Annotated in this window: 13 protein-coding genes; 10 read left to right on the top strand and 3 right to left on the bottom strand. The window is 65.4% G+C overall.

Annotated elements, in window-relative coordinates; translation table 11 throughout:
• Window positions 1-152: 152 nt before the first annotated feature.
• Window positions 153-749 (bottom strand): TetR/AcrR family transcriptional regulator, encoded by a 597-nt coding sequence (locus tag PRtIB026_RS13450; protein ID WP_203647198.1) that lies wholly within the window; start codon window positions 747-749, stop codon window positions 153-155.
• A gap of 93 nt (window positions 750-842) precedes the next feature.
• Between PRtIB026_RS13450 and PRtIB026_RS13445 the strand changes: the two genes are divergently transcribed.
• The 4 genes from PRtIB026_RS13445 to PRtIB026_RS13430 all read left to right on the top strand — a co-directional run bounded on the left by PRtIB026_RS13445 (window position 843) and on the right by PRtIB026_RS13430 (window position 5554).
• Window positions 843-1442 (top strand): NAD(P)H-dependent oxidoreductase, encoded by a 600-nt coding sequence (locus PRtIB026_RS13445; RefSeq protein ID WP_203647200.1) that lies wholly within the window; start codon window positions 843-845, stop codon window positions 1440-1442.
• Between the two features lie 122 nt (window positions 1443-1564).
• A complete protein-coding gene (locus tag PRtIB026_RS13440; protein ID WP_203647201.1) occupies window positions 1565-2071 on the top strand; it encodes a sigma-70 family RNA polymerase sigma factor in 507 nt (168 codons plus the stop codon).
• Window positions 2068-3045 (top strand): FecR family protein, encoded by a 978-nt coding sequence (locus PRtIB026_RS13435; RefSeq protein ID WP_203647202.1) that lies wholly within the window; start codon window positions 2068-2070, stop codon window positions 3043-3045. The genes PRtIB026_RS13440 and PRtIB026_RS13435 overlap by 4 nt, the downstream gene beginning before the upstream one ends.
• Window positions 3046-3136: 91 nt before the next feature.
• On the top strand, window positions 3137-5554 hold the full coding sequence (locus PRtIB026_RS13430; protein ID WP_267812148.1) for a TonB-dependent siderophore receptor: 2418 nt from the start codon (window positions 3137-3139) through the stop codon (window positions 5552-5554).
• A gap of 7 nt (window positions 5555-5561) precedes the next feature.
• Here PRtIB026_RS13430 and thpR read toward each other — a convergent pair whose 3' ends face one another.
• On the bottom strand, window positions 5562-6107 hold the full coding sequence (gene thpR, locus PRtIB026_RS13425) for an RNA 2',3'-cyclic phosphodiesterase (RefSeq protein ID WP_203647203.1): 546 nt from the start codon (window positions 6105-6107) through the stop codon (window positions 5562-5564).
• 215 nt (window positions 6108-6322) lie between these two features.
• Between thpR and lpxO the strand changes: the two genes are divergently transcribed.
• On the top strand, window positions 6323-7222 hold the full coding sequence (gene lpxO / locus PRtIB026_RS13420) for a lipid A hydroxylase LpxO (RefSeq protein WP_028691801.1): 900 nt from the start codon (window positions 6323-6325) through the stop codon (window positions 7220-7222).
• A 184-nt stretch (window positions 7223-7406) separates the two neighbouring features.
• On the opposite strand, the gene PRtIB026_RS13415 is transcribed toward lpxO, so the two are convergent.
• Window positions 7407-7703, bottom strand: a complete 297-nt coding sequence (locus tag PRtIB026_RS13415) for a DUF3077 domain-containing protein (protein ID WP_203647204.1) — start codon at window positions 7701-7703, stop codon at window positions 7407-7409.
• Window positions 7704-8120: 417 nt separating this feature from the next.
• On the opposite strand from PRtIB026_RS13415, the gene PRtIB026_RS13410 reads away from it, so the two are divergent.
• From PRtIB026_RS13410 to PRtIB026_RS13390, 5 genes are all read left to right on the top strand, one after another.
• The gene (locus tag PRtIB026_RS13410; RefSeq protein WP_203647205.1) at window positions 8121-9026 is read left to right on the top strand and encodes an AraC family transcriptional regulator; all 906 of its coding nucleotides are present in this window, start codon (window positions 8121-8123) and stop codon (window positions 9024-9026) included.
• Window positions 9027-9289: 263 nt separating this feature from the next.
• Window positions 9290-10600, top strand: a complete 1311-nt coding sequence (locus tag PRtIB026_RS13405) for an ABC transporter substrate-binding protein (RefSeq protein ID WP_203647206.1) — start codon at window positions 9290-9292, stop codon at window positions 10598-10600.
• A 70-nt stretch (window positions 10601-10670) separates the two neighbouring features.
• Window positions 10671-11594, top strand: a complete 924-nt coding sequence (locus PRtIB026_RS13400; protein WP_203647207.1) for a carbohydrate ABC transporter permease — start codon at window positions 10671-10673, stop codon at window positions 11592-11594.
• Window positions 11595-11604: 10 nt separating this feature from the next.
• A complete protein-coding gene (locus PRtIB026_RS13395) occupies window positions 11605-12438 on the top strand; it encodes a carbohydrate ABC transporter permease (protein WP_011533227.1) in 834 nt (277 codons plus the stop codon).
• Between the two features lie 180 nt (window positions 12439-12618).
• A complete protein-coding gene (locus PRtIB026_RS13390) occupies window positions 12619-13731 on the top strand; it encodes an ABC transporter ATP-binding protein (protein ID WP_203647208.1) in 1113 nt (370 codons plus the stop codon).
• The last annotated feature ends 343 nt before the right edge of the window (window positions 13732-14074 follow it).

Genomic DNA, 14074 nt, shown 5'->3' with positions numbered 1-14074 from the left:
GCCGTCGTAGCAGACTGCAAGAGCAGGATGCGTGGGAGCAGGCTTGCCCCGCGATCACCGGCGCAGCCGGTGCCATACCCCCTATCGCGGGGCAAGCCCGCTCCCACGCCGGTCACGCTATCCGCTACAAAAACCACTTGCACGATGATCGCCTACTGGCGCAAAACCATCGCCACAATGGTCGCCTGCAGCTCGCGCTTGGCTGCTTCAGCCGTCAGCTCCCCGGCCGCCGCCGCCAGGGACAGCGCATCCGCCGCCCCCACCAGCACCCATAGCCCGGCCACGCCGATATCGCCACCCGGCGCGAACGGCAGCAGCGCTTCACGGCATTTATCCATGAACGGCCCGTCATAACCACGCTTGAGCGCCTCCAGCTCCGGCGAGCCGGCCAGCGCGGCGCTGACCCCGGGGATCTCCCTACCCTGAGTGGCCACACAGTCCACATAGGCCTCGGCAATCACCCAGGCCCGCTCCGCCAGGCCGGCCGGGCAGCCGGCCAGGGCCTTGTCGAGCATGGCGGTCTGGCGGGCGTCGTATTCCTGGTACAGCGCCAGCAACAAGCCGTTGCGGGTCTCGAAATGGTCGTACACCACCGGCTTGGTCACCCCGGCCTGCTCGGCCAGGCGCCCCAGGCTCAGGGCATCGGTGCCCTCCTCACGAACCAGCCGCCAGGCCACATCCAGCAACTGACGGCGGCGCTCCTCGCGGGACAGGCGTTTGCGCGGCGCGGTCTTTTCCTCGCTTGACATTGCTTACCTACCAAAAGTAACTTACTAAGCGTAACTTACCTTGAGTATATAACGCTCCCGGTGTCCCTGCATCCTGATTCTGGAGATTCCACCATGCATGCCCTGATCGTCATCGGTCACCACGACCCCGACTCCCTCACCCACGCCCTCGCCCAGCAGGTCGCCGAAGGCCTGCGCACCGCCGGCCATACCAGCGAGTTCGCCGACCTGGCCAGCGAAGGCTTCGACCCACGCTTCAGCCTGGCCGACCACGCCGTGCATCGACGCCTGGGCCAGCCACCGGCCGATGTACTGGCCGAACAGGCGCGCATCGAGCGGGCCGACACCGTGGTCATGGTCTACCCCATCTACTGGTGGTCGCTGCCGGCCCTGCTCAAGGGCTGGGTCGAGCGGGTGTTCAGCAACGGCTGGGCCTTCGACCAGGCCGCCGACGGCAGCACCACCAAGCTGCTGCACGGGATGACAGCGCACCTGGTCGGCGTGGCCGGCGCCGACGCCGGCACCTTCGAGCGCCATGGCTATGGCGAGGCCATGCGCGTGCAGATCGAGCACGGTATCTTCGACTACTGCGGTGCCCGGGTCATCAGTTCGACCCTGTTCACCGACAGTGAAGGCGCAGCCCCCGCCAGCCTCCTGCCACAAGCCCGTCAACTGGGGCTGACCCTGTTCGCGGGCCAGGAAGCTGCGGCCTGATGCGCCAGCGCGCGCCGCTGCGCAGGCAGCGGCGCGAATTGTTGTGACATGCCCCATTGCGAGACGATGAACCTCCCGGCTACCATTGAGAACGATTCACACTCACAACTGGATAGCCACCGTTGGACAGCACCTCGACCCGCAAGCTGGGCTTCTTCTTCAGCGACCACCATCGCTGGCTGCTCCAACACATCCACAAACGCCTGCGCAACCGTGCCGACGCCGAGGACACCGCCGCCGAGGCGTTCTGCCAGATGCTCGGCGCGCAGGTCGATCCGGACAGCATCCAGCAACCTCGCGCCTATCTGTCCACCATCGCCCGGCGGCTGATCTTCGATCGCCACCGTCGCCGTCAACTGGAACTGGTCTACCTCGAGCGCCTGGCGCTATTGCCTGAACAAGTCGCCCCATCGGCCGAAGAGCAATTGCTGCTGATCGAAGCGCTGGTGACCATCGACCAGGTGCTGGACGGCCTGCCAGCCATGGTCAAGGCCGCTTTCCTCTACAGCCAGCTCGACGGCATGAGCTATGTCGAGATCGCCGCCCGCCTGCAGATCTGCGAACGCACCGTCAGCCGCTACATGAAGCAGGCCCTGCGCCAATGCTACCTGTGCGAAGTACAACCATGAGCGCCCGCAGCCTGGACCCGATCGGCGAGCAGGCCATCGACTGGATGGTGGCGCTCAATGCCCGCGCGCCGGACGATGCGCTGTTGCGCCAACTGGAGCAGTGGCTGCGCCAGGACCCGGCGCACCGGCAGGCCTGGGACCGGCTGCAACAGCGCCTGGGCAGGCCTTGCGCAGCCCTGCGCGCCCTCGAGCAACGGGCCCCCGGACAGGCCGCCGAGGCGCGCCGGGTGCTGCTGCAACCGAGCCATTCACGTCGCGAAGTGCTGGGCGCCCTGGCCAGCCTCGGCCTGCTCGGCGGGGCGCTCTGGGGCGGCTGGCGCAGCGACGCCACCCAGGGCTGGCTGGCCGACCTGCACACCGCCAGCGGCGAGCGGCGCAGCTTCACCCTGGCCGACGGCAGCCGGCTGAGCCTCAACAGCGCCAGCGCCGTGGACCTGCGTTTCGATGCCCGCCAACGCCTGGTGCTGCTGCGCCACGGCGAACTGGTCATCCAGGTCGCCGCCGACGCCGCACGACCGTTGCGCGTGCGTACCGCGCAGGGCCAGGTGCAGGCCCTCGGCACCCGCTTCCTGGTCCGCCAGGAAGACACCGCCACCCGCGTGGTGGTACTCGAACACAGCGTGCGCCTGAGCCTGCCCGACGGGCGCTGGCAAGACCTGCAACAAGGCCAGGCGGCGCTGCTGCGCAGCAACGGCATCGAGCGGCTGGGCAGCGAGCAACAACAGCGCGCGGCCTGGGTGGAGGGCCGCCTGGAAGTGCTCGACGAACCGCTGCATGTGGTGGTCGACGCCCTGCGCCCCTACCAGCGCGGCTACATGCGCCTGGCCCCGGCGGTGCGCGACTTGCGGGTACAGGGCGTGTTCCCGCTCGAGCAGCCGCAACAAGCCCTCTCGGCACTGGCCGAAACCCTGCCGGTCAGCATCGAGCACTTCGGCCCCTGGCTGACCTTGATCGGCCCAAAAGCGGCTACGTGAAACTTTTTTTGAAAATCATTCGCAAAGGTGTCCGGTTTTCATTTCTCGGCCCACCTATCTCCTGACAACTCACAACATCCGGGAGATTTCCGTGCGCAACCCCTGGCCCATTGCCGCCGTCCTGACCAGCTTCAGCCTGTTCGCCCAGGCACAGACCCTGTCGTTCGACCTGCCCGCCGCGAGCCTGGCAACCACCCTCAACCGCATCGCCAGCCAGAGCGGCACCATCATCGCCCTGGAACCTGGGCTGGTACGCGGCAAGCAGGCCCCCGCGGTGGTCGGCCAGATGAGCGCCGAGCAAGCCATGCAGGCAGCGCTGGCCGGCAGTGGCCTGCAATTGCGCATCACCGGCAGCGGCCACTTCAGCGTGGCCCCCGCCAGCCAGGGCGGTGAGGCGCTGGAGCTGGGCAGCACCAGCATCACCGACAACTACCTGGACGCCACCAGCGAAGGCAGCGGCTCCTACGCGGCGCGGGCGGTGACCCTGGGCAAGGGCGTGCACACCCTCAAGGAGATCCCCCAGTCGGTGACGGTGATCACCCGCAAGCAGCTGGACGACCAGGGCATCACCGACCTGCAGGATGCGCTCAACCACACCACCGGCCTGGTCGGCGCCCAGGGCATCGGCCCTGGCGTGGTGGTGACCTCGCGAGGCTTCCAGATCGACGACTGGCAGTACGACGGCGTGCCGATCCCGCGCAACAACTACTCGCTGGGCAACTGGGCGACCCAGGACCTGGTGTTCTTCGACCGGGTTGAAATCCTGCGCGGCGCCTCCGGCCTGCTGCAAGGCACCGGCAGCCCGGGCGGCGCGATCAACCTGGTGCGCAAGCGTGGCCAGGCCGCACCGACCGTCACCGTCACCGGCAAGGCCGGTTCCTGGGACCACTATGGCCTGCAACTGGATGCCGGCGGCCCGCTGACCGCCGATGGCCGGGTACGCGGGCGGATGGTCGCCGACGAGGACCAGAGCGACAGCTTCATCGACTATGCCTGGAGCAAGTCGCACTCCCTGTACGGCGCGCTGGATATCGACCTGAACGACGACACCACCGTCGGCGCCGGCATCAGCTACAACCGCCAGCAGTCGCGGCCGATGCTGCGTGGTATCCCCCGCTATGCCACTGGCAAGGCGGTCGACCTGCCCCGCTCGACCTTCACCGGTGCGCGCTGGAACCGTGCGCAAACCGATGTCACCACCTACTACCTCGATCTTGAGCACCGCTTCGACGACGACTGGACGTTCAAGGCCGCCGCCGTGCGCATGGACGAGACCAACACCTCCATCCACCAGCGCACCCAGACCGTCGGCGAAGGCCTGGAAGCGGACGGCAGCGGCGTCGAGTACGCCAACTGGATCACCGATTTCCACAACACCAAGCTGGGCCTGGACATGAACCTGGTCGGCCACTTCGATACCGGTGCGGTGGCGCATGAGGTAACCGTGGGCGGCAACTACTCCAAGCTGACCTCAGATGATGAGTACTGGCGCACCTTTGGCGGCAACGACAACATCTTCGACATTGACCATGACCGCCCCGAGCCCAGTCGCGACGAGCTGCTCGCCGCGCCCACCGGTCGCCATGAGCACAGCGGCTACGACATTCGCCAGAAAGGCCTGTATGGCGCCTGGCGCATCAAGCCGACCGATCGCCTGACGCTGATTCTCGGCTCGCGCGTCAGCTGGTACGACTACAGCTACGCGAGCACCACTTATCGGGGACTCAACCCGGGCCAGGTCAATCCCACCAGCCGCATGACCGAGTCGGGCGAAGTCACACCGTACGCCGGCTTCGTCTACGACCTGACCCGCGAATGGGCCTGGTACGCCAGCTACACCGATGTGTTCGCCCCGCAGACCGAACGCGGTGTCGGCAATGTGCCGCTCAAGCCTGTGATCGGCAGCAACTACGAAACCGGCTTCAAGGGCGAGCTTCTCGATGGCCGCGTCAATGCCTCGCTGGCAGTGTTCCGCTATGACCAGGAGAACCGCGCCGTCACCGACACCGCCTCAGGTTTTGCCTGTGACGGCTGGTATTGCTCCAATGCCGCGGGCAAGGTGCGCAGCCAGGGGATCGAAGCCGAGGTCAGCGGCGAGGTGCTCAGCGGCCTGCAACTGTTCGCCGGCTACACCTACAACACCACCAAGTTCCTCGACGATCCGGAAAACGAGGGACGGGTGTTCAGCCAATGGACCCCCAAGCACATGCTGCGCGCCTGGGCCGACTACACCTTGCCCGTGGAGGGCCAGCGCTGGAGCACCGGGCTGGGCTTTACCAGCCAGAGCCACACCCTGGGTTACGAGCGCACCTATGAGGTACCCGGCTACACCGTGTGGAATGCCCGCCTGGCCTACCAGCTGACACCGGAGGTAAGCCTGGCGGTCAACGCCTACAACCTGTTCGACAAGAAGTACTGGGTGGCAGGCTTCAACCAGCTCAATGGCAGCAACAACTTCGGCGAGCCGCGCAACCTGATGTTCTCGGTCAAGTACACGCCCGAGTTCTGATCGCCGTTCAGGCGCTCAACGGCCATTGCGCCAAGGGCCAGTAACGGCCCTTGCGCGACTCGTAGAGCGTGAAGTGCCGGGCGGCAAGGAAGAATTCCGGCGCCGTGCCGGCCTCTGGCGGCTGGCCGCGAAAGTCCCTGGCCAGGGTCAGGTGCGGGCGATACTCACGGCTTGCCGCCTCCACGCCCAGGGGCAACAGCGCCTGCTGCAGGCCATACACCAGTTGCAGCAGCGCCGCAGGCGCCTGCTGCGCCTCCAGCACCAGCGCACTGGCCCGCGGCCAGACCTGCAGGCGGTCGAGCAGCAAGCGTGGCGGTGCGACCGGCCGCCTGAGCTGATCGACCGCCGCGCAGATCGCCGGCACCTGCTCGGCGTCTACGTCACCGAGAAACAGCAAGGTGACGTGGAAATTCTCCGCAGGCACCGGTTTGCCGCTGCGCAGGTTCAGCCCTCGACGCCACTGCGCCAGGGCGCGGCATTGTTCTTCGCCTACCGGCAAGGCGAAGAACAGCCGTTTGAACGGCGCGCCGCTGGGGCGCGGATCCTGGACCATGTGAATCTCCCTGACAGCGGTTCGAGCCATCGAGTGTAGTGCTTTACCCAGTCGTAACGGCGACGCAAGCTGTTGAATCGTTTGCGCAACCTGTCAGCCATTGCACCTAAGTCGGTCAGACAAGACGTAACAATAAGTACAAACCCGCGCCACGATTGTTTATGCTGGCGGGCTTACGCCATGGCGCATGGCCATTTTTCGACAAGTAAACGTCCATGAAAATTGCACTCGTACTGATCTTCGTCCTCTCGATCGCCTATGTTCACCTGCGCGGTCGGGTTCGTCACAAGCTGACCCGCCAGCTGGGCGATCACTCCAGCTTCCTGGCCCCGGTCAACGCCTTCCTGTACCTGTTCTCCAAGCATCCGGCCAAGCCGTACCTGCCGGTCAGCGCCTTCCCCGAGCTGCAGGTGCTGCAGGACCACTGGCAGGAAATCCGCAAGGAAGGCCAGCAGCTGTTGCAGGCCGGCGAGATCAAGAAGTCCGACAACTACGACGACGTCGGTTTCAACTCGTTCTTCAAGACCGGCTGGAAGCGCTTCTACCTGAAATGGTACGGCGAGAGCCACCCGTCGGCGATGACCCTGTGCCCGCGCACCACCGAACTGCTCGCCGGCATCGGCACGGTCAAGGCGGCGATGTTCGCCACCCTGCCGCCAGGCGCCAAGCTGGTGCGCCACCGTGACCCGTACGCCGGTTCCTACCGCTACCACCTGGGCCTGGACACGCCCAACGACGATGGCTGCTACATCGACGTGGACGGTGAAAAGTACTCCTGGCGTGACGGCGAGGGCGTGGTGTTCGACGAGACCTACATCCACTACGCCGCCAACACCACCGAGCACAACCGCATCATCCTGTTCTGCGACGTCGAGCGCCCGCTCAAGTACCGCTGGGCCGCGGCGTTCAACCGCTGGTTCAGCCGCAACGTCATGGCCGCCGCCGCCGCGCCCAACGATGCCAGCGACAAGACCGGCGGCATCAACCGCCTGTTCACGCGCATCTACAAGATCCGCGAGCGCGGCAAGGCGATGAAGAAGCGCAACCGCACCCGCTACTACCTGGAGAAGTGGGCGGTGGTCGCGGCGCTGGTGCTGGTGTTCATCTACATCTGACGCCGGAGCAAACCCGCTCCCGCAATGTGCGAGCGGGTTTGCCCTGCCCCGGATACTCTGGCCCCATGAGCAACTGAATCTGGCTTGCTGTGCTGCCATCCTCGGCCATGCTGCCTGACGAAATCAGCGACAAAAAAGCCGCTCTCGATTGCTCGAAAGCGGCCCTTGCCTTGGTGCCGACAGTTCAGCTGTCGCCTTGCTCTCGCTTCACCGGCAACTGCCCATCGATCATCGCCTTGGCCATGCCGCTGAGGTAGTACGTCGCCCGCATCAGCGTCTGTGCGTCTTTCGGCTGGCTCAACGCCTGGTAGGTCAGCCCGGTGATGCAGCCCAGGATGATCGTTGTTTCCTGCAGCACGTCCTCGGTCGGCAACCCCGGGATCGCCTGTACCCAGTCACGCACCGAGTAGCGCTTGGTGCGGCCTGCCAGGCTGACGATCTTCAGATCTGCGGTGCCCTTTGCGTGTTCGTCCTTGTCCATGACCTTGCCCCCTGGAAAAAGAAAGAGCCCGTCGCGGTTCATCCCTCGGAGCCGCCAGACCAAACCGCGCGATCCCTGCGCGGTAAGCTGCCCAGTGGCCCGGTCGACCCCGGAGGGTGAAGCGCGACGAGCAGGCCGAGACTAAAGCGAGCGCCAATCCACTACAACGGGCACCGAGGGGAAAAGGTGCCTTTAGGAAAAGGACTACATAAACAACGGAAGAAAAGCTGTAGGACCTGCAATATTCTCTGCAGATGTTGTCGGCTTAAGCCCATAGCGGGGCAAGTCGCATCGACGCACCGCCGCTCCCACAAGGGCCACGTTGGCCGGCATCGCGTGGAGCCCGCTTCAAGCATCTGCCCTGCTCCAGCACTTCAGGCTACGATGACACCTCGCCCTCCAGGCCCAGCCACCGCCATGCCCAGACCGAGCAAAGTCACCGATCCGTCCTACGAGCTGATGGACGACCACGAAGGCGCCTCGCTGATCTACCGCCAGCACGGCTTCCCCAGCCCGCTGGTGCGCTGGCACTTTCACAAGGAATACGAACTGCACCTGATCGTCGCCAGCGCCGGCAAGGTGTTCATCGGCGACTATATCGGCAACTTCGCCCCCGACACGCTGTTTCTCACCGGCCCCAACCTGCCGCACAACTGGATCAGCCAGGTCGGCCCCGACGAAGTGGTGGGCAAGCGCGACATGCTGGTCAACTTCACCGACGAGGTGCTCGAGGAAGGCGGCCAGGTGTTCTCCGAGCTCACCCAGCTTGCCCCGCTGCTGGCCCGGGCGCGCTATGGCATCGAGTTCCGCGATCCGGCGCTGATCCAGGAGAGCCGCCAGCTGCTGCAACGCATCGCCGACAGCCGCGGCATGACCCGCCTGGGATACTTTTTTATCCTCATGGAGCATCTGGCCGCCTGTGACGACTACCAGCTGCTGTCCACCGTCACCTCCTCGCAGCTGGCCGACGAGCACAATGTCGAGCGCATCAACCGGGCGGTGGACTACATCTTCCAGCACTACGCCCAGGACCTGAGCCAGAACGCGGTGGCCGAGCACCTGGGGATGACGCCGACGTACTTCTCGCGGTTCTTCAAGCAGGCCGCCGGGCGCGGCTTCGTCGAGTTCGTCAACCGGCTGCGGGTGAGCAAGTCGTGCGAGCTGCTGGCCAAGGGCGAGCTGCCGGTGACCGAGGTGTGCTTCGAGTCGGGGTTCAGCAACCTGTCGAACTTCAACCGGCGGTTTTTGCAGCTCAAGGGCATGACACCCTCCGATTACCGCAGCCTGGTGACCCAGCGGCTGACCGAGCAGAACCGGGGCTGAACGCCGTGCGCAACCTCCTGTAGGAGCGGCCTTGTGCCGCGAAAGGGGCGCGTGGCGGCCCCGGCGATCAATGCGTCAAGGCTGAAATCCTGGGGCCGCTGCGCGACCCTTTCGCGGCACAAGGCCGCTCCTACAGGGGGAACGTGACAGCAAAAAAGTATCAGTCCTGGTGCAGGCCAGGCTTTGTCGGCATCGCCGTACGCGGGTGTAATCGGCAGCGAGCGACACAAAAACAATAACGTCATCCCCGAGGGAGTTCACCGATGAACGACTCGATCAAGGCCTGCCTGGCCGCCGCCTGCCTCAGCCTGCCGCTGCACGTCCAGGCCGCCGAGACCCTGACCATCGCCACGGTCAACAACAACGACATGATCCGCATGCAGCGCCTGGCCAAGGTGTTCGAGCAGCAGCACCCGGACATCCAGCTCAAGTGGGTGGTGCTCGAAGAGAACGTGCTGCGTCAGCGCCTGACCACCGATATCGCCACCCAGGGCGGCCAGTTCGACGTGCTGACCATCGGCATGTACGAAGCCGCGCTGTGGGGCGTCAAGGGCTGGCTGGCACCAATGACCGACCTGCCCGCCGACTACAACCTCGAGGATGTATTCCCCTCGGTGCGCAACGGCCTGTCGGCCAACGGCACGCTGTACGCCCTGCCCTTCTACGCCGAAGCCTCGATCACCTACTACCGCAAGGACCTGTTCGAAAAAGCCGGGCTGAGCATGCCCGAGCAACCCACCTGGACCCAGCTCGGCGAGTTCGCCGCCAAGCTCAACCACCCCGACCAGGGCCAGTACGGCATCTGCCTGCGCGGCAAGGCCGGCTGGGGCGAAAACATGGCACTGATCGGCACCGTGGCCAACGCCTTCGGCGCGCGCTGGTTCAATGAGCAATGGCAGCCCGAGTTCAGCGGCAGCGAGTGGAAGAACGCGCTGAATTTCTATGTGAACACCCTCAAGCAATACGGCCCGCCCGGCGCCTCCAGCAACGGCTTCAACGAAAACCTCGCGCTGTTCAACAGCGGCAAGTGCGCGATGTGGGTCGATGCCAGCGTCGCCGGCTCGTTCGTCACCGACAAGACCCAGAGCAAGGTCGCCGACCAGGTCGGCTTCACCTTCGCGCCCAAGGAAGTCACCGACAAGGGCGCCACCTGGCTGTATTCCTGGGCGCTGGCGATCCCCACCAGCTCCAAGGCCAAGGACGCCGCCAGGACCTTCGCCACCTGGGCCACCTCCGAGGCCTACGGCAAGCTGGTGGCCGAGCAGGAAGGCGTGGCCAACGTGCCACCGGGCACCCGCGCCTCGACCTACAGCGACGCGTACCTGGCCGCCGCGCCGTTCGCCAAGGTCACGCTGGAATCGCTCAAGCGCGTCGACCCCAACCACCCCACCCTCAAGCCCGTGCCTTACGTGGGCATCCAGCTGGTGACCATCCCCGAGTTCCAGGCCATCGGCACCCAGGTCGGCAAGCTGTTCGCCGCCGCGCTCACCGGGCAGATGAAAGTGGACCAGGTGCTGGCCTCGGCCCAGCAGTCCACCGAACGCGAGATGAAACGCGCCGGTTACCCCAAGTAGCTCGCACCGCCGTAGACCGCGCCAGCCTGCGGCGCGGTGACCGCCCCTTTCCGAAGCACACGGAGTCGCCATGAATACCTCGGCCCTCGACACCCCGAGCCTCGCCACCGCGCGCCCCGGCAAACGCCGCGTCGGCCCCGGCTGGTTCCTGGTCAGCCCTTCGGTGGCGCTGCTGCTGTTGTGGATGATCGTGCCCCTGGGCATGACCCTGTATTTCTCGCTGATCCGCTACAACCTGCTGTACCCGGGCGAAAACCAGTTCGTGGGCCTTGAGAACTTCGCCTTCTTCGTCACCGACGCCGGCTTCATGCCCGGCGCCCTCAACACCCTGACCCTGGTCGGCAGCGTGCTGGCGATCAGCGTGGTGCTCGGCGTGCTGATCGCCGCGCTGCTGGAGGCCGGCGAGTTCTGGGGCCGCGGCGTGGTGCGGGTGCTGCTGATCTCGCCGTTCTTCATCATGCCCACGGTCAGCGCGCTGCTGTGGAAGAACCTGATCTTCCACCCGGTGTCGGGCATCCTCGCCGCCGTGTGGCGCCTGTTCGGCGCGCAACCGGTGGACTGGCTGGCGCACTACCCGCTGCTGTCGATCATCCTGATCGTGTCGTGGCAGTGGCTGCCGTTCGCCATCCTGATTCTGATGACCGCCATGCAGTCGCTGGACCAGGAACAGAAGGAAGCTGCGCGCCTGGATGGCGCAGGCCCCTTGGCGATCTTCTGGCACCTGACCCTGCCGCACCTGGCGCGGCCGATCGCCGTGGTGGTGATGATCGAGACCATCTTCCTGCTGTCGGTGTTCGCCGAGATCTTCACCACCACCAGCGGCGGCCCCGGATACGCGTCCACCAACCTCGCCTACCTGATCTACAACCAGGCGCTGCTGCAGTTCGACGTCGGCATGGCCTCGGCCGGTGGCCTGATCGCCGTGCTGATCGCCAATATCGCCGCCATCGTGCTGGTTCGCATGATCGGCAAGAACCTCACCGCGCGCAGCTGAGGAGCCCGCCATGCTGACACTCAAGCAAACCCGCACCCTGAAGAACGCGCTGCTCGGCCTGCTGTGCTGGGCCATCGCCCTGGTGATCTTCTTCCCGATCTTCTGGATGTTGCTGACCAGCTTCAAGACCGAGCTGGACGCCTTCGCCACGCCGCCGCAGTTCATCTTTGCGCCGACGCTGGAGAACTACCTGCACATCAACGAACGCAGCGACTACTTCGCCTACGCCTGGAACTCGGTGCTGATTTCGTTCTCCGCCACCTTGCTATGCATGCTGATCGCGGTGCCTGCGGCCTACTCGATGGCCTTCTTCGAGACCCGCCACACCAAGCGCACGCTGCTGTGGATGCTGTCGACCAAGATGCTGCCGCCGGTGGGCGTCTTGATGCCGATCTACCTGCTGGCCAAGCAGTTCGGCCTGCTGGATTCGCGCCTGGCGCTGATCATCGTCTACACCCTGATCAACCTGCCGATCGTGGTGTGGATGGTGTACACCTACTTCAAGGACATCCCCGTGGACATCCTCGAGGCCGCGCGGCTGGACGGCGCCGGTACCTGGCAGGAGATCGTCCGCGTGCTGCTGCCGATTGCCCGCGGCGGGCTGGCTTCGACCTTGCTGCTGTCGCTGATTTTGTGCTGGAACGAGGCGTTCTGGTCGCTGAACCTGACCTCGTCCGCCGCCGCGCCGCTGACGGCGCTGGTGGCTTCCTATTCGAGCCCTGAAGGGCTGTTCTGGGCCAAGCTCTCGGCCGTCTCGACCCTGGCCTGTGCGCCGATTCTGATCTTTGGCTGGATCAGCCAGAAGCAGTTGGTGCGCGGGCTTTCGTTTGGGGCTGTCAAATGATCCCGCTATCTGGGGCTGCTTTGCAGCCCTTTCGCGGCACAAGGCCGCTCCTACAACAGGGGCGCGCGATCTCCTGCAGGAGCGGCCTTGCGCCGCGAAAGGACCGCGAAGCGGTCCCAGCATCAGCAGCCTTCATACATGCCCAAAGGCCTTACCCCACTCCCCTGAAGGACACCCCCCATGGCTGACCTGAAAATCCGCAACCTGCACAAAGGCTTCGATGGCCAAGCCATCATCAAGGGCATCGACCTGGACGTGCGCGACCGCGAGTTCGTGGTGTTCGTCGGCCCGTCCGGCTGCGGCAAGTCCACCCTGCTGCGCCTGATCGCCGGCCTCGAGGAGGTCAGCAGCGGCAGCATCACCCTCGACGGCGCCGACATCACCGACACCGCCCCGGCCAAGCGCGACCTGGCCATGGTGTTCCAGACCTACGCCCTGTATCCGCACATGACCGTGCGCAAGAACCTGTCGTTCGCCCTGGACCTGGCCGGGGTCGGCAAGCAAGAGGTGACAGCCAAGGTCGACAACGCCGCGCGTATCCTCGAACTGCAACCGCTGCTCGAACGCAAGCCGCGCCAGCTCTCCGGCGGCCAGCGCCAGCGGGTGGCGATCGGCCGGGCGATCGTGCGCAACCCGAAGATCTTCCTGTTCGACGAGCCACTGTCCAACCTCGACGCCGCCCTGCGCGTGCAGATGCGCCTGGAACTGGCGCGCCTGCACCAGGAGCTGGCCGCGACCATGATCTACGTGACCCATGACCAGGTTGAAGCGATGACCCTGGCCGACAAGGTGGTGGTGCTCAACGGCGGGCGCATCGAGCAGGTCGGCTCGCCGCTGGAGCTGTACCACCATCCGGCCAACCTGTTTGTCGCGGGGTTTCTGGGGACGCCGAAGATGGGCTTTTTGCGTGGGCACCTGAGCCGTAATCAGGGCAACCAGTGCGAGGTTGCGCTGGAGTGCGGCGCTCGCATCGCCTTGCCGCTGTGCGCGGGGGAGTTGCATACCGGCAGCCAGGTGACGCTGGGGATTCGTCCCGAGCATCTGAACATTGATCGCGCCGGGCAAGGTACCCAGGGCTCGTTGCAGGTGACTGCCGATGTCAGCGAACGACTGGGCAGCGACAGTTATTGCCATATGCGCGCGGCCTCCGGGGAGATGCTGACCGTGCGTGTGCGCGGGGACTTTGCGCCGGGGTTTGGTGAGGGGTTGGAGCTGGGCTTTGATCCGGGCCATTGCCATTTGTTTGATAGCAATGGGCAGGCGATCGACAAGCGATTGCGGCAGGTGGCCTGAGGTGTTCGCCGAGAGGGTTGTGGCGCCTATGAGATCGAGCGCCGCCCGCGCGGCGCATCGCGGCACAAGGCCGCTCCTACATCTGTTTCGGGCCAGTGAGTCCTGTAAGGGTACCTCTGCCCGCCTTGGCGCATGCCTTGAGACAGGTGGAGCGGCAGTGGTGCCCACGCTGAAAGCGCGTCGAGCCAACAAGGCGGACCAGGCAATGGCGCAGGATTGACTGGCCCGAAACAGATGTAGGAGCGGCCTTGTGCCGCGATGCGCCGCGCGGGCGGCGCTCGATCTCAAGAACGCCACAAGGCTCCCGCCAGGCACATCGCCGCCATCACGCGATCCACACATG

It is taken from the genome of Pseudomonas sp. RtIB026 (genome assembly GCF_016861355.2).
GTDB lineage: Bacteria > Pseudomonadota > Gammaproteobacteria > Pseudomonadales > Pseudomonadaceae > Aquipseudomonas > Aquipseudomonas peradeniyensis.
The sequence above is the reverse complement of the archived record's forward strand: the minus strand, read 5'-3'. Positions and strand labels throughout refer to the sequence as shown.

What these genes read in the sequence shown, in the direction of transcription:
- PRtIB026_RS13415 (WP_203647204.1), bottom strand. Translation starts at nt 7,703, where the DNA reads ATGGACAAGGACGAACACGCAAAGGGCACCGCAGATCTGAAGATCGTC.
- PRtIB026_RS13450 (WP_203647198.1), bottom strand. Translation starts at nt 749, where the DNA reads ATGTCAAGCGAGGAAAAGACCGCGCCGCGCAAACGCCTGTCCCGCGAG.
- PRtIB026_RS13400 (WP_203647207.1), top strand. Translation starts at nt 10,671, where the DNA reads ATGAATACCTCGGCCCTCGACACCCCGAGCCTCGCCACCGCGCGCCCC.
- thpR (WP_203647203.1), bottom strand. Translation starts at nt 6,107, where the DNA reads ATGGTCCAGGATCCGCGCCCCAGCGGCGCGCCGTTCAAACGGCTGTTC.
- PRtIB026_RS13445 (WP_203647200.1), top strand. Translation starts at nt 843, where the DNA reads ATGCATGCCCTGATCGTCATCGGTCACCACGACCCCGACTCCCTCACC.
- PRtIB026_RS13390 (WP_203647208.1), top strand. Translation starts at nt 12,619, where the DNA reads ATGGCTGACCTGAAAATCCGCAACCTGCACAAAGGCTTCGATGGCCAA.
- PRtIB026_RS13405 (WP_203647206.1), top strand. Translation starts at nt 9,290, where the DNA reads ATGAACGACTCGATCAAGGCCTGCCTGGCCGCCGCCTGCCTCAGCCTG.
- lpxO (WP_028691801.1), top strand. Translation starts at nt 6,323, where the DNA reads ATGAAAATTGCACTCGTACTGATCTTCGTCCTCTCGATCGCCTATGTT.
- PRtIB026_RS13410 (WP_203647205.1), top strand. Translation starts at nt 8,121, where the DNA reads ATGCCCAGACCGAGCAAAGTCACCGATCCGTCCTACGAGCTGATGGAC.
- PRtIB026_RS13435 (WP_203647202.1), top strand. Translation starts at nt 2,068, where the DNA reads ATGAGCGCCCGCAGCCTGGACCCGATCGGCGAGCAGGCCATCGACTGG.
- PRtIB026_RS13395 (WP_011533227.1), top strand. Translation starts at nt 11,605, where the DNA reads ATGCTGACACTCAAGCAAACCCGCACCCTGAAGAACGCGCTGCTCGGC.